The sequence below is a fragment of the Leucobacter sp. GX24907 genome (assembly GCF_053567335.1).
Window position 1 is genome coordinate 270,687 of record NZ_JBSGPD010000001.1, and the last position, 19,653, is coordinate 290,339.

At 65.6% G+C, this 19,653-nt stretch carries 18 protein-coding genes; 12 read left to right on the forward strand and 6 right to left on the reverse strand.

Going from position 1 to position 19,653, the window contains the following annotated elements; translation table 11 throughout:
- Positions 1 to 47 precede the first annotated feature (47 nt).
- Complete coding sequence (locus ACUYV6_RS01365; RefSeq protein WP_449276854.1) at positions 48 to 1,181, forward strand: sensor histidine kinase; 1,134 nt, start codon at positions 48 to 50, stop codon at positions 1,179 to 1,181.
- Positions 1,178 to 1,804 carry a response regulator gene (locus tag ACUYV6_RS01370; protein WP_449276855.1) on the forward strand — a complete coding sequence of 209 codons (627 nt, stop codon included), beginning with the start codon at positions 1,178 to 1,180 and terminating at the stop codon, positions 1,802 to 1,804. The genes ACUYV6_RS01365 and ACUYV6_RS01370 overlap by 4 nt, the downstream gene beginning before the upstream one ends.
- 55 nt (positions 1,805 to 1,859) lie before the next feature.
- Here ACUYV6_RS01370 and ACUYV6_RS01375 read toward each other — a convergent pair whose 3' ends face one another.
- Positions 1,860 to 2,690 (reverse strand): IclR family transcriptional regulator, encoded by an 831-nt coding sequence (locus ACUYV6_RS01375; protein WP_449276856.1) that lies wholly within the window; start codon positions 2,688 to 2,690, stop codon positions 1,860 to 1,862.
- A gap of 249 nt (positions 2,691 to 2,939) precedes the next feature.
- On the opposite strand from ACUYV6_RS01375, the gene ACUYV6_RS01380 reads away from it, so the two are divergent.
- Positions 2,940 to 3,818 carry a substrate-binding periplasmic protein gene (locus ACUYV6_RS01380; protein ID WP_449276857.1) on the forward strand — a complete coding sequence of 293 codons (879 nt, stop codon included), beginning with the start codon at positions 2,940 to 2,942 and terminating at the stop codon, positions 3,816 to 3,818.
- 12 nt (positions 3,819 to 3,830) lie between these two features.
- Positions 3,831 to 4,577: a hypothetical protein gene (locus ACUYV6_RS01385; protein ID WP_449276858.1), complete on the forward strand. Its 747-nt coding sequence runs from the start codon at positions 3,831 to 3,833 to the stop codon at positions 4,575 to 4,577.
- A gap of 131 nt (positions 4,578 to 4,708) precedes the next feature.
- On the opposite strand, the gene ACUYV6_RS01390 is transcribed toward ACUYV6_RS01385, so the two are convergent.
- Positions 4,709 to 5,773 (reverse strand): lipoate--protein ligase family protein, encoded by a 1,065-nt coding sequence (locus ACUYV6_RS01390; protein ID WP_449277138.1) that lies wholly within the window; start codon positions 5,771 to 5,773, stop codon positions 4,709 to 4,711.
- 54 nt (positions 5,774 to 5,827) lie between these two features.
- Positions 5,828 to 6,760 (reverse strand): alpha/beta fold hydrolase, encoded by a 933-nt coding sequence (locus ACUYV6_RS01395; protein WP_449276859.1) that lies wholly within the window; start codon positions 6,758 to 6,760, stop codon positions 5,828 to 5,830.
- A gap of 48 nt (positions 6,761 to 6,808) precedes the next feature.
- On the opposite strand from ACUYV6_RS01395, the gene ACUYV6_RS01400 reads away from it, so the two are divergent.
- Positions 6,809 to 7,750 carry a 2-hydroxyacid dehydrogenase gene (locus ACUYV6_RS01400; RefSeq protein ID WP_449276860.1) on the forward strand — a complete coding sequence of 314 codons (942 nt, stop codon included), beginning with the start codon at positions 6,809 to 6,811 and terminating at the stop codon, positions 7,748 to 7,750.
- Positions 7,751 to 7,800: 50 nt separating this feature from the next.
- On the opposite strand, the gene ACUYV6_RS01405 is transcribed toward ACUYV6_RS01400, so the two are convergent.
- The 3 genes from ACUYV6_RS01405 to ACUYV6_RS01415 form a co-directional block, all read right to left on the reverse strand.
- A complete protein-coding gene (locus ACUYV6_RS01405; RefSeq protein ID WP_449276861.1) occupies positions 7,801 to 9,036 on the reverse strand; it encodes an MFS transporter in 1,236 nt (411 codons plus the stop codon).
- A 224-nt stretch (positions 9,037 to 9,260) separates the two neighbouring features.
- The gene (locus ACUYV6_RS01410; protein ID WP_449276862.1) at positions 9,261 to 9,647 is read right to left on the reverse strand and encodes a DMT family transporter; all 387 of its coding nucleotides are present in this window, start codon (positions 9,645 to 9,647) and stop codon (positions 9,261 to 9,263) included.
- A 66-nt stretch (positions 9,648 to 9,713) separates the two neighbouring features.
- A complete protein-coding gene (locus ACUYV6_RS01415) occupies positions 9,714 to 11,177 on the reverse strand; it encodes an NAD(P)/FAD-dependent oxidoreductase (RefSeq protein WP_449276863.1) in 1,464 nt (487 codons plus the stop codon).
- 207 nt (positions 11,178 to 11,384) lie between these two features.
- On the opposite strand from ACUYV6_RS01415, the gene ACUYV6_RS01420 reads away from it, so the two are divergent.
- From ACUYV6_RS01420 to ACUYV6_RS01450, 7 genes are all read left to right on the forward strand, one after another.
- The gene (locus ACUYV6_RS01420) at positions 11,385 to 12,848 is read left to right on the forward strand and encodes an aldehyde dehydrogenase family protein (protein ID WP_449276864.1); all 1,464 of its coding nucleotides are present in this window, start codon (positions 11,385 to 11,387) and stop codon (positions 12,846 to 12,848) included.
- 163 nt (positions 12,849 to 13,011) lie between these two features.
- A complete protein-coding gene (locus ACUYV6_RS01425; protein WP_449276865.1) occupies positions 13,012 to 13,533 on the forward strand; it encodes an Lrp/AsnC family transcriptional regulator in 522 nt (173 codons plus the stop codon).
- Positions 13,530 to 14,069: a hypothetical protein gene (locus ACUYV6_RS01430; protein WP_449276866.1), complete on the forward strand. Its 540-nt coding sequence runs from the start codon at positions 13,530 to 13,532 to the stop codon at positions 14,067 to 14,069. Before ACUYV6_RS01425 ends, ACUYV6_RS01430 begins: the two co-directional genes overlap by 4 nt.
- A gap of 150 nt (positions 14,070 to 14,219) precedes the next feature.
- Complete coding sequence (locus ACUYV6_RS01435) at positions 14,220 to 15,485, forward strand: MFS transporter (RefSeq protein ID WP_449276867.1); 1,266 nt, start codon at positions 14,220 to 14,222, stop codon at positions 15,483 to 15,485.
- 139 nt (positions 15,486 to 15,624) lie between these two features.
- On the forward strand, positions 15,625 to 17,010 hold the full coding sequence (locus ACUYV6_RS01440) for a glycine--tRNA ligase (RefSeq protein ID WP_449276868.1): 1,386 nt from the start codon (positions 15,625 to 15,627) through the stop codon (positions 17,008 to 17,010).
- 25 nt (positions 17,011 to 17,035) lie between these two features.
- Complete coding sequence (locus tag ACUYV6_RS01445; RefSeq protein WP_449276869.1) at positions 17,036 to 18,235, forward strand: CPBP family glutamic-type intramembrane protease; 1,200 nt, start codon at positions 17,036 to 17,038, stop codon at positions 18,233 to 18,235.
- A complete protein-coding gene (locus tag ACUYV6_RS01450; protein ID WP_449276870.1) occupies positions 18,232 to 19,587 on the forward strand; it encodes an FAD-dependent oxidoreductase in 1,356 nt (451 codons plus the stop codon). The genes ACUYV6_RS01445 and ACUYV6_RS01450 overlap by 4 nt, the downstream gene beginning before the upstream one ends.
- The last annotated feature ends 66 nt before the right edge of the window (positions 19,588 to 19,653 follow it).

Consider the following 19,653-nt stretch of genomic DNA (forward strand, 5'->3'; position numbering starts at 1 on the left):
ATTCCGATTCTTCGAATCCCACCGTCCGCGACAGACCGGCCACCGCCATGAACGTCACCGTGGACGCGGGCTTCGCAGTGCTGCTCGTCGTGTGCGGCACGAGGTACTTCACCTATCATCCATTCGATGACCGGGGCTTCGCAGTGCTGCTGTTGGCCCTCGGGTCTGGCATCGCCTACGCGGTAGCGGTGCTCGGCTCGTCCCATCCGCTCACGCAGAGGATCGGCATCCTCCTCGCGACCACTCTGTGGCTGCCGCTCGTCGTGATGGCGCCGTCGTTCGGGTGGTGCGCCTTCGCGCTCTTCTTCGCCGTGCATCGTGTGCTGCTCCGTCGACCGGCGATGGTCGTGTCGAGCACGGTCGTAGTCGCGGTGAGCGCGGGCCTCTTCCTCATGTCGGAGGGAGAGGATCTGGGGCTGGTGCTCGGGCCGTTCTTCGGAGGTCTGGTGCTCTCGTTCGCCTACGGCGCGCTCGACCGTGCGCTTGAGAATCGACGCCGCCTGATCGACGAGCTCGTCGACGCTCGGGCCCAGCTCGACCGCTCCGAGCGCGAGGCCGTCGCGCTGGTCGAGCGGAACCGGGTCGCGAGCGAGCTGCACGACGTCGTGGTGCAACGGACGGCCAGTGCGCTCCTGCTGCTCGAATCCGAGGGAGAGGCGGCAGGACGAGCCTCTGCGGCCGTAGTGGAAGCCCGGGATGTGCTTCGCGAGGCGCTCGCCGAGACCCGCCGACTGCTGCACGGGCTCGCCCGTCCACGGGCCCAGCGGCGTTCGCTTGTGGCGGCCCTCCGCGAGTTGGCAGATGAGCACGGTGCCGCGTTCGCGATCGTGGGGGAGGAGCACGACCCCGGCGATGCGGCCGCGCACGCGCTCCTGCGCGTCGCGCAGGAGGCCCTGGTGAACGTCGAGAAGCACGCGCGGGCCTCCTCAGCGCGGGTAACGTTGACCTTCTTCGAAGGTGCGGTCGGCATCGACGTCGCGGACGATGGCGTGGGATTCGACACCGAGCGACGCTCCGCTGACGCTGACGCTGACGCTGACGCAGACGGATACGGGTTGCGGGCGATGGCGTGGCGCGCCGAAAGCCTCGGGGGATCGTTCACCGTCGAATCGCATCCGGGACGGGGAACGGTCGTCGCGGGCGTCGTCCCCTCCGAAATCGACGCGGGAGGCGGGGGATGATCCGGATCCTGCTCGTCGACGACCATCCGGTGCTCCGCCATGGCATCCGTGCCCTGCTCGACACCCAGCCCGACCTCTCCGTGGTGGCGGAGACGGGCGATCCTCGTGAAGCGGTCGAGCTCGCGGTGCGAGAGCGTGCCGAGGTCGTGCTCGTCGACCTGGATCTGGGGCCCGATCAGGAAGACGGCGCCGCGACGACGCGCCTGATCCTGGGTGCTCGACCGGAGGCCCGGGTCATCGCCTTCACCGCCTTCGACTCAGATGCCGATATCGTGCGGATGATCGAGGCGGGCGCCGTCGGGTACCTCGTCAAAGACAGTCGACCCTCCGCACTCTTCAGCGCGATCAGGTCGGCAGCGGGAGGATCCGCGGCCATTTCCGGGCCGATTGCGGCGCGGCTGCTCGAACGAATGCAACGACCCGATGACGCGTTAACGGCGCGTGAGCTGGAAGTGCTCGAACTTGCGGCCTCGGGCCTGTCGAACCGCGACCTCGCCCGCAGATTGCTGGTGAGTGAGGCCACCGTGAAGACCCATCTGCATCACGCCTTCACGAAGCTGGGAGCCGACAATCGGCAGGCGGCCATCGCTACCGCGATCAGGCGCGGCCTGATCAGGCTGTGAGGGACGCGCTGCGGCGGCTCGGCCCCTGTGCGCGCCGAAGTATCGGCGACTCTGCCTAGGAGGTGAGGCTCTCGGCAAGGCTCTGCGCCGCCGGTCGGAGCGCCTCGACGATATGGTCGACGCCCGCCGCCTTCATGCGTTCGGTGCGGCCTGACACGACGAGCATGCCGAGCGGGTCCCCGTTCGGGTCGACGACCGGAACGGACACGGCGAATAGCCCGACTTCGAGTTCGTCGTCGATGACGCCGTAGCCGCGCTCTCGGATCTCGTGCAGCTCCGTGAGGAGCGCTGCGCGGTCGGTGATCGTGTGCGGAGTGAGCGCTGGAAGCCGCTCCGGCATGAGCGTCGCGAGTTCGTCGTCGTCGAGGAACGAGAGCAGCATCTTGCCGGCGACCGTGGCGTGGTGGGGAAAACGCATGACATCCGGTTCTCGGCCGAGAGTCATGATCTGTGGACCCACGGCCTGCGAGATGAAGTCAATGGAAGTCGGGCCTGTGACGGCGAAGTAGGCGACGTGTTCGGTGAGTTCTCGCGCGAGGTGATCGAGCACCACCTGGATTCGAGAGCGGAGACCGCGGCGAGGGTCGGCGATGCGACCAAGACGAAACGCTTCCCAGCCCAGCGAGAGGAGCCCTTGCTCTTTGACGAGCATCCCCGCCTCTTCGAGCGTGAGCAGGAGGCGGAAGGCGGTTGGGCGTGCGAGGCCTGCCTCGTCGGCGAGCACAGCGGCGGTAGTGCCTTCGGGATGGTTGCTTGCTGCCCGGAGTAGGGAGAAGGCTCTGAGTACCGAACGGTTGAGCACAGATGACGAGCTTCCGTCTCCGGAATTCTCTTCTGCAGAGGTTCCATCTGTGGAGCCTGCGAGTGTGTCCTTCGGATCGGTCATGCTTCGCGTGCTCCCCGGTGGTGTGTGCTGAGTGCTCGCTTTCATCCTAAGTGCGACAGAAGACTCGCCCCTGAGAGAATTTCATTTAACGAAATTCAAATCTGACTATTGAAATTATTTCAGGATCCTCCTACGCTGATGAGCGACCCGACCGCCCGATCAGGCCTGGCGGTGATGACGCCGTCACACCCGGTCTCGTGCATACCCCCAACAGTCATGTCAGGTCACTGAATCAAGGAGTTCTTACAGATGCAACGACGCAACTCGAGGATCCGAAGTCTCGCTGCGCTGGGAGGCGCATCCCTGCTGGCGATGGCTGCACTCGCCGGCTGCTCGTCAGGGGGCACGGCATCAAATGCTGAGGTCGCAGACGACTGCACGCCAGCGCACGAGTTCGAGACGGTGAGCGAAGGGACGTTGACCGTTGCGACCTACGACTTCCTTCCGTACACGCAGATCGATTCGGCAACGGAGCTGTCGGGTATCGAGGGAGAGATCCTCACCGAGATCGCGAAACGCGAGTGCCTCGTGCTCGACATACAGTCGTCCGGCGGGGCAGGGTCGGTGATTCCGTCCGTCGAGACCGGACGAGCCGATATCGGCGCTGGAGACTGGTACCGAACCAAGGATCGGGCGCAAGTGATCCGACAGAGCGCGCCCACCGTACTCGACGTGAGCGTGATCGTGTCGAAGTCCGGTATCACCAGCGACGAGCTCGATCAGGGATACCAGGTCGGATCAGTGTCGGGGAGTCTCTGGGACACGAACGCGAAGGCCTGGCTCGGCGACAACTACACGATCTACCAAGATGCTGAGTCCATTTACTCGGACCTCGCGGCCGACCGGGTCGACGCCGTCATCGTGAGTGCTGCTTCGGCGGTAGATCGACTGGAGGGCAGCCCGATCGAAGGCATTCAGATGGAGGAGGTAACGCCGAACGTCAACGTCCCGGAGTTCGAGAAGCCCGGTCAGGTCGGGTTCCCGACGTCACTCGAGAACGAGGCCTTCGGAGACGCAGTCGACGAGACGATTCAAGACCTGCACGATGACGGGACGATCGCGAAACTTCTTGAAAAATACGGTCTCAGCGCCGATGCTGCTGAGACGGGTGAACCCTACGAGCTTTAGGAGAAAAAGCGGATGCACACCAAAGACACGATGAAGACAGGCGAGTTCGGCTTTGCCCAGCACGGGGCGCCGGTCAAGTTCGCCGACGTCATGCCCGATTACACGATCCAGGATCGGGTGGCACTCGTGTCGTTCCGCCCCGGTGGCATCTTGGAAGCTGCACCGTTGCTGATGGCATCGATCGGGGCGTTCTACGAAGAGCTGCTCAGTCGCAGTGATGACTTCTACGAGTACCCCGATGTGTTCGCGGTGCACGTGGGAGGTCTGCACGGCTACCACGGCATGCTCGATATCTGGCCAGAACGACGCGAAGTCGTGGTGCCGGCCGATCCGAACGCACTGCTCGGAACGCTCAGCGATCTCGGGATCACCCGACTGGTGCTGCAGGACGCCCCCGAGGGCGGGGCGAACGTGGAGAAGGAGTCGATCACACAGCTGGCCCGCTCGCTCAAGTCGATCTACCGCGTGGGCGGTGCGGCAGGCGAGGATGCTTGGAGCGTCACGCCTTCCGAGAACGCCGCGAACTTCATTCGGAAGGCAGCAACAGATTCCGAGGGGATTCTCGGAGCTGAAGCCGCGGAACAGGCGCGTGCCGGGGCGCACGATGCGCGCACCTACACACCGATTGGCTTCGATGAGGCGTTGAGAATCATCGCCGGATCGGGTGAGACCGCCGAGTACTTCGGCATGAGCGAGCAGTACCGCACCGCACTCAACCTGGGGCCGGTCGTGTACGACCGCCACACCTACACGATCTGAGTACCTACCTGATCCCCGACGGAGCGGCCGTCGGGGATCAGGCGTTCTCCGTCTCGCGCGGCTCGGTACTCTCTGCTCCGTACTCGAGGCCGCGTCCTGTCCGGTGTTTCGGGCTCAGAGCTGAGCCTCGCTCAGGGAACCCTGCGGATCCACTCCTCGCTCAGAAACTTCTCCGCAACCAGCCGCTCGGCCTCGGCCCACTCCTCTTCGGAGACCGTTCCGGCCGTGCCGCCGTGGCGCTGCGTGAACACATCGACGAGCCGTTCGATGATCTCCTCGCGAGCCAGGCCGGTCTGACTGCGCAGCGGATCCACCCGCTTCTGCGCGCTCGCCGTCCCCTTGTCCGACAGTTTCTCTCGGCCGATGCGCAGCACCTCGGTCATGGCGACCGGATCCATGTCGTAAGCCATCGTGACGTGATGCAGCACGGCCCCCGAACCGAGGCGCTTCTGCGCGGCGCCGCCGATCTTGCCGTGCGGGCTGGTGATGTCGTTGAGCGGCTTGTAGACGGCGTCGATCCCGAGCGATTTCAAGGCTTCGAGCACCCACTCGTCGAGGAAGGCGTACGAGTCGGCGAAGGTCATGCCGCTGACGAGGTCGCCCGGCACATACAGTGCGTAGGTGATGGAGGCCTCCGGCTCCATGTACATGGCGCCGCCGCCCGAGATGCGGCGCACGATCTGCGCGCCGCGTGCTGCGGCCTGCGCCTCATCGACCTCGTTCTGCACGGACTGGAAGCTGCCGATGAAGACCGCGGGCGAGTTCCACTCCCAGATGCGCAGGGTAGGGCCCCGGCGGCCGGTGCCGACGGCGGTGGTGAGCACCTCGTCGAGGGCTGCGTTGAGTACGGGAGCGACGGCTCGCTCGTGCAGGATCTCCCAGTCGTAGTCACGCCACTGCGCCGCCCCGGTCATGGCTCGTCTGATCGCGACGCCGACCGATTCCGGCGTGAAGCCCAGCAGCTGCACTTCGGAGTTGCCGGGTGCAGTGCTCAGCTGCGTACGGATCGCGGTGGCGAAGTCGTCGATGGTGCCGCTCGGGTCGGTTCCCTCGACCGCACGGTTGATCTCGGCGAGCGCTTCGTCGGGTTCGAGGAAGAAGTCGCCCGACAGGCGGAAGTCGCTGATGGCACCGTCGACCACGTCGAAATCGACGACGACGAGCTTTCCTCCGGGCACCTTGTACTCACCGTGCATGCTCATGGACTTAAGCGTACGCCTTGCGACGGTATCCGGGACGGGGTCTGCGGCTCAGCGAGGGCCTTGGTCGATGATGCCTATGCCGTCCGTCAACAATCCGCTCGGGCCGACTCGCTCGAGCATCCAGGTGATGATGTCGCGCTGCACTTCGTCACGGTTGGTTTCGTTGAGGATCTCGTGGCGTGCCTCGGGGTACACCTTCACCGTGACGTCACGCAGGCCGCGCTTACGGTACGCCTTTGCGAGCCGGCGCAGGTGGCGCTCGCCGCGGTGCAGCGGGTCGTCGCCACCAGAGATGATGAGCAACGGGAGATCGGGGTCGAGGCCGGGGCGGGGCGTGCCATACAGCCTGAGGGCGTCGGGCAGGCCGAAGAGCTTCAGAATGTCCGTTCCGAAGCAGAGCTCGTCGGCGATGAACGCCCGACTCACAGCGGGGTCACGGCTCAGCCATTCGAAACCGTTCGCGTCTGCTCCGCGCCAGCGGGCGTTGAGGTCGCCGCTTTCGAGGCCGCGCGGGGTGCGATGGGCGCTCCCTGACAGAACGACCGCGTCGAAGGCTCGCGGGTGGTCGCCCAAGACGCGTTGCGCCATGAGCGATCCCCAGGAGTGGGCGAAGGCGATGACCGGCAGCCCCGGGTGCCGGTCTCGGATCAACGCGGTGAGCTGCAGCAGCGCCGCCTCCGTTGCGCGCAGGCCGCCAGGCCCCAGCTTGCCGAGCTTGGTCCGGTCGCCGCGCCACTGCCGGCGCCAGGTCTCTCCGTGCCCGCGATGGTCGTCGGCGTAGACGGTGAACCCTGCAGCGACGAGTGTCTCGGCGAAGGCGCGGTAGCGTTTCGCGTGTTCGCCGACACCGTGCATGATCTGCACGACGCCGATGGGATCTTCGGCGTCCCAGCGGTACACCGCATGGTCGATGCCGTGGGCGTCGCGCAGCGAGAACTCATCGGGGCCGTTGCCGCGGCCGGTGCTCGGTGTCTCGCCCATGCCCCTCAGGGTACCCGTGCTCCCTCCGCGCTGAATAGACTCGGAGACATGAGTGATCTGGTCGTTTCCCTGCCCGATGATGAGCTATTCGAGTTGATGGGCGAAGTGCCCGGGGTGGAGTTCGTGTCATGGGATTTGACGGGTGAGGCGCCCCGCTCGAGCTTCGACATCGTGGTTCCCCCGTACTGGGGAGGCACTGCGCAGCTGGCGCGTATCGCCGACGTCGAGACGCGGCTCGTGCAGTGGCAGTCGATCGGGTTCAACGGCGTCGCCGACTCCCTGCCGGAGGGAGTGCCGTTCGCGAATGCCTCGACGGTGCATGAGTCCGGGACGGCCGAGCTGGCCGTCACTCTGGCGCTCGCCGCACAGCGCAATATCCCGGGGTTCGTGCAGGATCAGGCCCGAGGCTTCTGGAACCTCCATACGCGGCCGAGTCTCGCAGATCGACGGTGCCTCATTGTCGGGTACGGCGGGGTCTCGAAGGCGATCGAGGCACGGCTCGCGCCATTCGAGACCGAGATCACTCGCGTCGCTTCGCGTGCGCGTGAGGATCGGAACCTCGCGGGTGACACCGTGCATGTGCACGGCATCGATGAACTGGATGAGTTGCTGCCGAGCACCGAGATCGTGCTCCTCGCCGTGCCCCTCACTGACGCGACCCGAGGGCTCTTCGGTGCTGCCGAGCTCGCTGCGCTCCCCGATGATGCGCTCATCGTGAACGTGGCGCGCGGCCCTGTTGTCGATACCGACGCGTTGCTCGCGGAGCTCGAGGCGGGCCGACTGCGTGCGGCGCTCGACGTGACCGATCCTGAACCACTGCCTGAAGATCACCCGCTGTGGCACGCGCCTGGTGTGCTCATCACCCCGCACGTCGGGGGTGACTCGAGCGCGATGCTGCCGCGCCTCCGGGCACTGCTTCTGCGACAGATCGAACACGTTCGTGCGGGCGAGAGGCCAGAAAACCTCGTGCTCGGCGAGTGGGCTGAGTAGCGCACACGTCGAGCACGAGGTTCTGTGCCCCGAGGGAGGCCGGGTGGCCGTTAGGCGGGTACCGCCGCGGGTTGATTTCGGCGCACATCCTTCGCGAAGAGCGCGCAGATGAGGTTCAGCACCGCGGTCGCGATGATCATGCCCACGAACCCGACCACGTAGGTGCCGGTGGAGTCCTTCACGAGACCCATGACGTACGGGTAGACGAAGCCGCCGACGATGAAGCCGATACCGAGAACGAAGCCGTTGACGGCTCCGGCCATGCGCGTCGGCACCGACTCGGTCGCGAGCGCCAGGGCGAGCGGCATGCCGGTGTAGACGCCCAGGCCGACGAGCGGCAGGCTGATCGCAGCGAACACATAGTTGTCGGCCGCGATGCTGACGGTCAGTGCGCCCATGAAGAGGGTCATGGCGAGGCCGGCGAGCAAGATCAGGTTCTTGCGCTTGCCCAGGCTGTCGGAGATGAGGCCGAAGACGATCGATGTGACGATGCCCGCGAGCACGTAGCACGACGAGAAGAAGCCTGCTGCGGTCGTCGACCAGCCGGCATCCTCGATGAGGATCGTCGGCATCCAGACGGCGACCACCGCGAAGATGCCCCACTCGCCGATGAAGAAGGCGGCTGCGACGAGCACGTTGCGGCTGAACAGCCAGCTCGCGGTCGAACGGCCCGAAGTGTCTTCCTCCGCGGACTCCGCTGTTGCGGTGTGTGGTGGCGCGTCCTTGAGGAAGAGCGCGGCGATGACCAGCACGACCACGAGGAAGATGCCGCCGATGTTCGATCCGGTACGCCACCCGAATGCGACCAGCACGATCGCGAACAGGTAGAGCGAGAAGACCGAGCCGATGCCGTCGGTGGTGAACATGATGCCGAGAGCGATGCCGTTCTTGCGCTCGCGCTCGAACCAGTTGATCGCCATCGTGTACGGGCCGACGAAGAGCAGGCCGACGCCGAGGCCGCTGATAGCGCGGCCGAGCATGAGCAGACCGTAGTCGGGGGCGACCGCGAAGACGAACTGGCCGATGATCGCAGCGACCAGGCCGATGAGGATGATCTTCTTCGTGCCGATGCGGTCGCCGATGACACCGGCGAAGGGCAGGATCAGGCCGCCGACGAGCGCCGTGATCGAGCCGAGCAGGCCGGCCTGGCTCGCGTTCAGCGAGAGCTCGTCGGAGATCTCGAGGAGGCTGGGGGTCCACCCGATGTAGGGGATGAAGCAGGCGATCAGGACCAGGTATGAGAGGCCCAGCATCACCCACTTCGTGGTGGGACTCGTCTTATTCATGGTGAGGCACTTCCTGTCTCGGCGTTGAGAGGGGAACTCTGCAATGAGTTCTTGGAGCGGCAACCACAAGGTAGATCATTGGCTGTCAGAGCAATACTCTACATCTGAATTTGCTGATAGACCAGAATAATATCGAGATTGTTTGCGCGATCGCCCTTAAATGCTCAATCCGCCTGTCGTCGGCGCGAGCGCCGGCTCGGTAAGTTGCGCTGGGAACAGCAGGGCTATGCGTCAGGCGCGTCCGGTGTCGCGGGAGATTCCGTCGATGCGGGAGATGCTGCGCTGTCGTCAGGATCGGAGCCGCCGAGATTCAGCAACAGCACCCCCGCTACCGTGAGGAGCACGCCGAGCACCTGCAGCATCGAGAGGCGTTCGCGATAGATCGAGACGCCGATGCCGACGACCAGCAGGGTACCGGCGCCAGACCAGACGGCGTACGCGATGCTGACCGGGAGTACTTTCACGACTTGCGCGAGCAGGTAGAAGGAGGACGCGTAGCCGATCAGCACTCCGACCGTCGGCCACAGTCGGGTGAAGCCCTCTGAGACCTTGAGCATCGAAGTCGCGAAGACTTCGAGGCAGATGGCGACGATGAGCATGATCCAATGCATGGGTGTCTCCTCCCGGGCCGCGTGACGCGCAGGGTCGGTGATGCGCAGACACAGTGATGCGTGGGTTCAGGAATCGAACCCCATGCCCACTGCATCCATTGTCGACAGCCAGAGCCCGCGTTTGCCACCGTTGCGGTCAGATCGTGCCATCTCGGCGGTCGTGATCTGAACGCCCAACCAGGCGAGCGGCTCGGGCGGGAAGGGGATCGGCTTCTTCTTGACCAGCTCGAGCCGAGTGCGTTCGGTATCGAGCCCATCGAGCAGGTCGAGGGTCACGTTTGCGCCGAAGCGGGTCGCGCCGACGCCGAGGCCGGTGTATCCGGCAGAGGCGACGACGCGGTCGCCGTGCGCTCGGGTGAAGAAGGAGAAGAACCGGCTGCACGAATCGATGGCCCCGCCCCAGGCGTGGCTGAATCCGAGGTCACCGAGAGCCGGGAAGGTCTCGATGAAGTGCGCGGCGAGTCTGCGGTAGCTCTCCTCGCGGTCGTAATACTCGTCTTTGAGTTCCTTGCCGTAGTGGTAGATCGCATCGTAGCCGCCGAACAGGATGCGATCGCGGCCATTCTCGTCACGGGTGATGCGCACGTAGTGGAAGCGATTGTTCAGGTCGGCGATCCCCTGGCGCTCCCGCCAACCGAGCGCTTCCGATTGCTCGGGAGTGAGCGGGTTGCTCATGAGCGCATAGTCCCAGACCGGCACTACGAAGGGGCGGGCGCGGCGCAGCAGCGACGGGAACACATTCGTTGCCAGCGCGACGCGCCCCGCCCTGACCGTGGCCAGCGCCCTACGGCTGGTCTCCCGTTCGGTGCCGCCGACGGTCAGTGAGATCTCGTCTGTCCGAGCCTCCATATCGATCACCGGTGAGTGCTCGTAGATCTCGACTCCGAGTTCGAGGCAGACGCGGCGCAATTCCCAGGCGAGGCGCGCGGGGTGCACCATGACGTTGCCCTCTTTCTCCCAGAGGCCCGCGTGGAAGAGTGGGGAGTCGACCTCCTGGCGCACACGCTCCCGGTCCATATAGATGGCGTCGGGGTCCTGCTCGCTGTCCGAGACGAGCCAGTCGACCTGGTGCTCCTCGGTCGCGACCCGGAGCACGCCGGATTCCGACCATTCGCAGTCCATGCCGTAGCGGCGCACTGTCTCGCCGAACTCCCGGATGTTCTCGAGTCCGAGTTCGTGCAACCGGGCGGTTTCTTTCGGAAGGTGGCGTTCGCCGTTACTCGCACCGTGCGTAAGGCTCGACTCGCAGAAGCCCCCGTTTCGGCCGGAGGCGGCCCACCCGATCCGTTTGCCTTCCAGAAGTACGACTCGACGGTGCGGATCGCGCTCCTTGGCGAGCAGCGCAGTCCACAGCCCCGTGTATCCGCCGCCGACGACCGCGAGGTCGGTGCTCAGTTCGCCGCGGGCAGGCGGAAGCGCTTCGGGGCGACGCGAGTCGTCCATCCAGTAAGGCGTGCGCTTGGTGCCGGCTAGGGCGAGGTCGATGCGGTGTGCCGGAACGGCGGCCTCCGCGCGCTCGTAGGTGGTCATGATGCTCCTTCGCAGTATGCCTGGCTGCACCGGTGTCGACGCGGCTGGGCTATCTCCAGCATGGTGCCTGAGCTTGTCGATCCAGTCAATTATTTCATCCTAGTTTGCTGTGAGAGCAAGAAAAGAGGGAAATCTCTTGCGTTTGCAGGAATGCGTGACGTAAGGTGGGCCCCGACAACGCTGTTCGAGATACACGGAGGTATCGACATGAATTCCCTTCCAGCGCCGACACGGACGCAGCTCTTCATCGCCGGCGAATACACGGACGGCGCCTCGACGCAGCGCACGGAGGTACGCAACCCGGCCACAGGCGAACTGGTTGCCTCCATTCCAGTGCCCACTCAGGCTGATCTCGATCAGGCAGTCGCCGGCGCTCACGCGGCTCAGACGGCATGGCGCCGTCTCGGAGTATTCGCACGGGCCGCGATCTGTCACAAGATCGGTGACGCCCTTGAAGCCCGCATCGACGATCTCGCCCGCCTGCAGACGCTCGAGCAGGGCAAGCCCCTCGAGGAGTCGGTGGGAGACATCACCGAGGCCGCCCAGCTGTTCCACCTGCATGCCGAGGACGCGATGCGCCTCTACGGAGAGACGCTGCCCTCGACCGACCCGAACATGCGTCAGTACACCTCGCGCGCGCCGATCGGGGTCTTCGGCATCATCACCCCCTGGAACTTCCCCATGCTCATGTTCGCGGAGTTCGTCGCGCCGGGCCTTGCCACCGGCAATGCGCTTGTCGTGAAGCCGCCGGCCAACACCCCGCTCACCGTGCTCGCCGCCATGGAGGTCATGGAAGAAGCCGGCCTCCCGAAGGGTCTCGTCAGCGTGCTCCCCGGCGAGGGCGAGTTCGGTGCGGCGCTCGTCTCGCACCCGGGCATCAACGCGGTGGGCTTCATCGGATCCTCGGCGACCGCCGCGAAGATCCAGGCGACCGCGGGCCTCAAGCCCCTCCTCATCGAAGCATCGGGTAACGGTCCGGTCGTCGTGCTCGCCGACGCCGACGTCGAGCGCGCGGCGAAGGCCGCTGTCGACGGCGCATACTTCTGCGCCGGCCAGGTCTGCTGCGCCACCGAGCGGGTCATCGTGCACCGCGACATCCACGACGAGTTCGTGCGTGCGGTGCTCGACTACGCGAAGAAGACCATCGTGCTGGGCGATCCGCTCGACCCGAAGACCAACCTGGGGCCGCTCAACAACGAGGGCGTTGCGCAGAAGATGGACCGGCACATGGCCGATGCGCGTGAGCGCGGCTTCGACGTGCTGCTCGGTGGCGGCCGCGTCGAGGGAATGCCGACCGACCTCTACTACGACTTCACCGTCGTCGACGGCGTCACGACCGACAGCCTGCTCGCACGCGAGGAGTCCTTCGGCCCGGTACTGCCGATCATCGTCGCGGAAGATGATGAGGACGCGCTCCGCATCGCCAACGACGACCCGCTGGGTCTGCAGGGAGCGGTGTACACCGAGAGCCTGAAGAAGGCGTTCTACTTCATGGAAGAGATGCAGGTCGGTCAGGTGATCGTCAACGAGTCGAACGGCTGGTGGGATGTGAACATGCCGTTCGGCGGCGCCGGCGGAACTGCGACGGGGTGGGGTCGGATCGGCGGCATGTACACGCTGCACGATATGACCTACCTGCGCAACGGCTGCATCCGTATCGCCGACGACTGAACCTCGGCAGGCTGACATCGTTCGACCCGATCGCCGGCAAGACATCGCCGGCGATCGGTGTCGCGCGATGCTGCCCTCGGCGCCACTGCGCATCTCGCAAGGTGTGGGCCCGGCTGCTTGGTAATCTGTGGCCAGATCCATTGCCCCTATATAAGGAGTCCGCGTGAAGTCTGACCTCGACGAGATCGATCGGAAGCTGATCGCCATTCTGCAGCAAGACGGTCGCCGATCCTTCAAAGAGATCTCGGAGGAGACCGGCGTGCCGGCATCATCCGTGCGCTACCGGGTGCAGCGTCTGGAAGATTCGGGCACGCTTCAGATCGTCGGTGTTGCGGACCCGCTGCGCATCGGCTTCGACCGGCTCGCCATGATCGGGCTGAAATGCGAGATGGGCAAGGCGAGGATGGTCTGCGAGGCGCTCTCGAAGCTTCCCGAGACCAGCTACGTCGTACTCACGACCGGTCCGTACGACGTCATGGTCGAGGTCGTATGCCGGGACGTCGCCCACTACACGGAGCTGCTGCACGACCGCCTGCCACGACAGGAGGGCATCGTGGGCGCCGACACGTTCTTCGTGCTCGAGGCCTACAAGCTCGCCTACGGATGGGGCGTCGGTGACGATGACCCGACGGAGGCGACGACTGAAGCGGTGATGACTGCACATGAAGAGAGTGCTGAGACATGAATGACGGCAACGCGGATTCCCCAGACGGCTCTTGGAGTGCCGAGCCCAGCGACGCGGAAGGAGGAGTGCCGCTGACTCCGGGGCGCGCCATCGACGTCCTGGCTCTCGAACTTCCCCTCGAGCCGCTCCCGGTAGAGGAGGTGCGCCTGGGGAGCCCGAACGCCGGCTCCGTATCTTTCGACCTCGCCGAACGGTCAGCGCGTACGCCCGATGCCGAAAGCGCGGAATCCTCGGCCTACCCGAACATCGGGGTCTGGGAGATGACGGCCGGTACCGCCGTCGATGTCGAGGTCGACGAGTGCTTCATCGTGCTCTCCGGTCGGGCGACGGTCGTGATCCGCGACGGTGCCGGGCTTGAGGAAGGTGCCGGGCTTGAGGAAGGTGCCGGGCTTGAGGAACATGGTGCCGAGCCGGGGATCGCGAGTGGCGAGCAGGTGATGGAGCTGCGGCCCGGTACGATCGGCCGCCTCTCCGCCGGCATGCGCACGGAATGGACCGTGCACGAGAATCTGCGCAAGATCTACCTGATGCCCTAGCCTTCGATCCGACTCGACCCGCTTCAACCCGCACGATCCTGATCCGGGCTCGTCAGTTTCGGTGTTCGGCTCTGACGAATGTCATGAGCTGTTCCGCGCCTCAACTTGCTCTTCCGCTCTCGAGGAGTAGCCTGTGCGGGGGAGGTGCCCGTGTCCGAGGGTCCGATGACGGAGCCGTTGAACCTCCCGCGAGGCCGTCCACGCGGGAGGGACATGCTGCTGGCCCTGGCCGAGCCTGGGTACCGCCGCTTCGCGATCGGGCAGACTTCGGCGACGATTGCGCTGTGGGTGCAGCGGGTCGTGCAGGACTGGATCGTGCTCGAGCTCACGGGCAGCGCCGCGCTCGTGGGCGCGCTGGTGCTGATGCAGTTCGGCCCGACACTGCTCTTCGGCATGTGGGGTGGCCTCATCGCCGACCGATACCGCACGCGTCAAGCGTTGCTCGTGGTGCAGAGCGGGGCCGCACTCGTGTCGGTGGCGCTGTGTGCGTTCGCGTTCGCCGGAGCGCTCACCGCTGAGGTGATCTTCATCGCTGCCCTGCTGCTCGGACTGTTCTCGGTCGTCGAGATGCCGGCTCGACAGGTTATCGTCGGCGAACTCGTGTCGGCGCGTGCGTTGCCCAATGCGATCAGTATCAACGCGATGATCTTCCAGACGGGCACGATGATCGGACCCGCCGTGGGTGGGCTGCTGATCCCGCTCGGCGGGCAGTGGGCGTTTCTCATCGCCGCTGTGCTGATGGTCGTCTATCTGGTGATGCTCTCGATGATCCGCGTGACGGGGCGAGAGAAGCCGCGTCCGGCCAGGGCGAAGGGACAGATCGTTGAAGCTCTTCGGTATTGCGTGCGCAAACCGGTCATCTTCTGGACGCTGTTCCTGCTGCTGTTCGTCGCGCTGGTCGGTTTGAACTGGCCGGTGCTGCTCACGAGCATGGCGGATCGCGTCTTCGACTCCGGAGGTACCGGATACGGCCTGTACACCTCGGCAGTGGGGGTCGGAGCTCTTGTCGGCGCCGTGCTGTCGCTGCAGCGATCGCGCGTGCGACTGCGCAGCGTCTACGTCGCGACAGCGGGTTTCATGGTGTTCAAACTGGCCTCGGCGCTCGTGCCTTGGGAGTGGGTCTTCGTCGTGCTGATCGGCCTCGCGGGGTGCGGCAGCGTGCTCATGTGGACCGCCGCGAATACGACCCTGCAATCTCACTCGAATAGATCGATTCGCGGACGCGTGATGTCGCTGTACCTGCTCATCGCGGCCGGCGGGCAGGCTCTCGGAGGCCCGCTGCTCGGTTGGATCATCGAGCACTTCGGGCCCCGCTGGGGCATGGGCATTTCGGCCGGGGTGCCGTTGCTCGCGGCGCTCGTCACCGGACTGGTGCTCGCACGACGCACTCGTCGGCCCCGCCCGCGGCAGGCGTGATCGACGCAGACCGGGCCACCTGACCGACAGGCCAGCCGACGCCCTGCGATCCCGAGTAGACTGGGCCGTTGCGCCGCTAGAACGTTCCCGTGCGCGCATGTCCAAGATCCCCGTCTGCCCCTTGGAGTGTTGAATACACATGGCTGAACAGTCCCGCCTCGACAAGGTCATCTCGCTCGCCCGCCACCGCGGCTTCGTCTTCCAGGCCGGTGAGATCTACGGCGGATCTCGCTCCGCGTGGGACTACGGCCCCCTCGGCACCGCGCTCAAGGAGAACATCAAGCGTCAGTGGTGGAAGGCCATGGTGCAGAAGCGCGACGATGTTGTGGGCATCGACTCGAGCGTGATCTTGCCCAAGCAGGTGTGGGAGGCGTCGGGGCACGTCGAGGTCTTCACCGACCCGCTCGTCGAGTGCCTGAGCTGCCACAAGCGTCAGCGCGAGGATCACCTCATCGAAGCGTTCGAAGAGAAGAAGGGCCGTGAACCGAAGGACGGACTCGCAGAGATCGTCTGCGCCAACTGCGGCACCCGGGGCCAGTGGACCGAGCCGCGCGCCTTCTCGGGCCTGCTCAAGACCTACCTCGGCCCTGTCGACGACGAGTCGGGCCTGCACTACCTGCGCCCCGAGACCGCGCAGGGCATCTTCGTGAACTTCGCGAACGTGCTGCAGGCGGCGCGCATGAAGCCGCCGTTCGGCATCGGTCAGATCGGTAAAAGCTTCCGCAACGAGATCACCCCTGGCAATTTCATCTTCCGCACGCGCGAGTTCGAGCAGATGGAGATGGAGTTCTTCGTCGAGCCCGGCACCGACGAGGAGTGGCAGGAGTACTGGATGAACGAGCGCATGCGCTGGTACACCGACCTCGGAATCGCGCCCGAGAACCTGCGTTTCTACGAGCATCCGCAGGAGAAGCTCTCGCACTACTCGAAGCGCACCGCTGACATCGAGTACCGCTTCGGCTTCCAGGGCGGTGAGTGGGGCGAACTCGAGGGAATCGCGAACCGTACCGACTTCGATCTCTCGACGCACTCGCAGCACTCCGGCAAGGAGCTCAACTTCTTCGACCAGAACAAGAACGAGCGCTACACCCCGTACGTTATCGAGCCCGCGGCGGGCCTCACCCGCTCGCTCATGGCCTTCCTCGTCGACGCATACCGTGAAGAAGAGGTGCCGAACGCCAAGGGCGGCACCGATAAGCGCACGCTGCTCGCTCTCGATCCTCGCCTCGCACCGGTCAAGGCGGCGGTACTCCCGTTGAGCCGAAACGAGAAGCTCTCGCCGCTCGCTCGTGAGATCGCGCAGGATCTTCGCGACGATTGGAACATCGACTTCGACGACTCGGGTGCGATCGGCCGCCGCTACCGTCGCCAGGACGAAATCGGCACCCCGTTCTGCGTCACGGTCGACTTCGACTCGCTCGACGACGATGCGGTCACGGTACGCGAGCGCGACACGATGCAGCAAGAGCGCGTACCCCGCGCAGACCTGCACGCGTACCTCGCGACGCGTTTGCGCGGCGCCTGAGCGTACCGACCCGAAAGGACACCGAATGAGTAGCCCCGGTTCTGAGCCCGCTCCACAAGAGACGACGCCCGCGGGGCAGGATCCTCGGCAGAGTCCTCAACCGAGTCTCCAGCAGGGACCCACCTCGCCGCAGACAGGGGCAGATGCACCGGCAGAGACACCGGCGCAGTGGGCGTGGGCGCAGCCGGTCGTCACGCGTACGGTCGAGACCGAGCCCCTCGAGTATCACCGCCTCTACCGAGGCGTTGCGAACTATCGCTGGTGGCGGCCGCTGCTGGTGCTCGTGCTCACGCTGACCTTCTACCTGTTGCTGTCGGTGATCTTCGGCATGGTCGTGGGTGGCCTGCTGTTCCTCTTCAACTCTCCCGACCAGGTGTTCGCGCTTGTCGAGACGTTGGCGATCCCCGATACGCAGAACCCGCTCTCGGTGCTTGTCGGTCTGTCGTCCGTGATCGTGACGATGATTCCCGCGGTCTGGCTCGCGATGCGGGTCTCCGGGGTGCGGCCCGCGAAGCGCGTGCTTTCGGTCGCGTTGCGGGTGCGGTGGGGGCTGCTCGGCCGCACCGCGGGCTATGCGGCGCTCGCCCTCATCGGGGTCAACCTCGCGGTCTCGGTCACTGCCGGCCTCCTGCTCTCGGGCGGTGACGAGCCGATTCCCGAAATGCCCGATATCGATGTGCAGGCCGCGCTGATCTCGATGGGGATCGTCGTTCTGCTGGTGCCGTTGCAGGCGGCGGCAGAGGAGATCGTCTTCCGGGGCGCGCTCATGCAGGCCCTGGGCGCCTGGCTGCGCAGCCCCTGGTTCGCGATCCTTCTGCCCGCGATCGGGTTCGCGCTCGCGCACATCACGACCTACGGTTTCTGGGGCATGCTCTCGGTCGGCATCATGGGCGTTGTCGCAGCCTGGCTGACCTGGCGCACCGGCGGCCTGGAGGCGGCGATCGCCCTGCACGTGGTCAACAACCTGATCGCATTCGGGGCGATGTCGACCGGTCTTGGGGGATCCACAGATCAGAATGACGATGGCATTACGCCGATCGGCATCCTCGCGCAGGCGGTCTCGTTCGTCCTGTTCATCTGGTTGACCCTGCGCGGGTTCCGCAAGGGACGTCATGGCCGCACCCGCGTCGACCTGATCCAGGTGCCGGTGCTGGCACAGCCTGACACGGCATCCGAGGGGGAGCCCCCGCTCGCGACGTCTGACACGAAGGATCCGCGACCGTGACTCGGGTCCACATCGTAGGCGACGACCTCCCCGCGCTCGCCGCGGCTCTCGAACTGGCCGAGGTCGGCATCCGCATCAGCGTCGAACGGCGCGAATCGACCTTGCCTGAAGGCCCCGAACTCGACCATGACGGCGCGCTTGCAGCACTCATGGAGCGGGTCGCTGAGCCCATCGCAGAGGGTGGTCACCGTCACGATGCCGCGTCGCCGACATCGATCCTGCCGCGTCCGCTCCTGCTGCGGAGCTCGACAGGCGCCTGGCTGCCCGCGCCCGAGCCCTCGGTGCAGGGAGTCCCGGTGACGCCGCTTGCGCGCGAGTGCTTCGCGCTGCTCGGCACCTCGCGCACGCTGCGTGCGTACCTCGACCGGATCAAGCCATTGCTCACGATCGGCAAGACCCATGAGTACGGTCCGCTGGTGCAGGCACGCATCGGCGAGGCCGCACGACTGGTACTCGTGGAACCCGTGATCCGCGAGCGGTTCGGGCGGTCATCCGATGGGGTCGACGTCGCCATCGTCGCTCCTGGCCTGAATGAGGCGCTTTCTCGGGCCGGCAGCTTGACCGGCGCGGCGCTTGCATACGTCGATCGGAATGTTGCACGTGAAACCAGGGTGATGCCGCGGGGCGGGTGGGAGCAGCTGCGCGACACACTGCTCGAACGACTCGCGCACTACGGCGCGACGATCGTTTCTGGGGGAGTGAAGAGCACCCAGCGCGACGATGGCAGCTGGCAGATCGAGCTCGAAGACGGCGAGCGATTCCACGCCGATGCCGTCGTGGCCACAGCAGGCACTCGTTTCGGCGAAGCGGTGGAGCTGCTTCCCCGAGACGCGAGTTCCGAGTCGGCCCGGCTGCAGATACGGGTCACGGTCGACGTCGGTTCCGACGTCGACGCCGAGGTCGGCGCAGACCGCCCGAGTCTTGACCAGTTGGCCGACCACGACGCGTTGGAGACTGTCGAGATCGATGGCGAAGACTGGTCTGTGCGCACCGCGCGACGTGCAAAGGGTGGTCTGAGTGCGATCTTCACCGGCCCGGTGCTCGAACGTGCCGTCGATGCCGCCGGCACTTCGCGGATCGTAGAGCGGGTGCTGAGTGAACTCGAACTTGTGGGATCGGGCGTTGCTGCGGGCCACGATTCATCGGTGACGGCATGGTGGCGTGCGGCACCGTTCGCCACGCGGGACGAGCGCACCGCCGCAGAGTCTCGTGTCGCCGCACTGCGCGAGCAGCACGAGACGCTCGTGCCGGTCGGTGCGTCGCTGCACGGCGGTGATCTCTCGGCTGCGCTGCGCAGCGCACGTGAAGAATCGGTCGAGCTCCGGAGGCACCTCCTCGGCCTCACCGACTGAGGTTGCCACGCGTATATCACGTCGACCCCATCGCGGGGAATATATCTAGACGGGAATGCGAGGAAT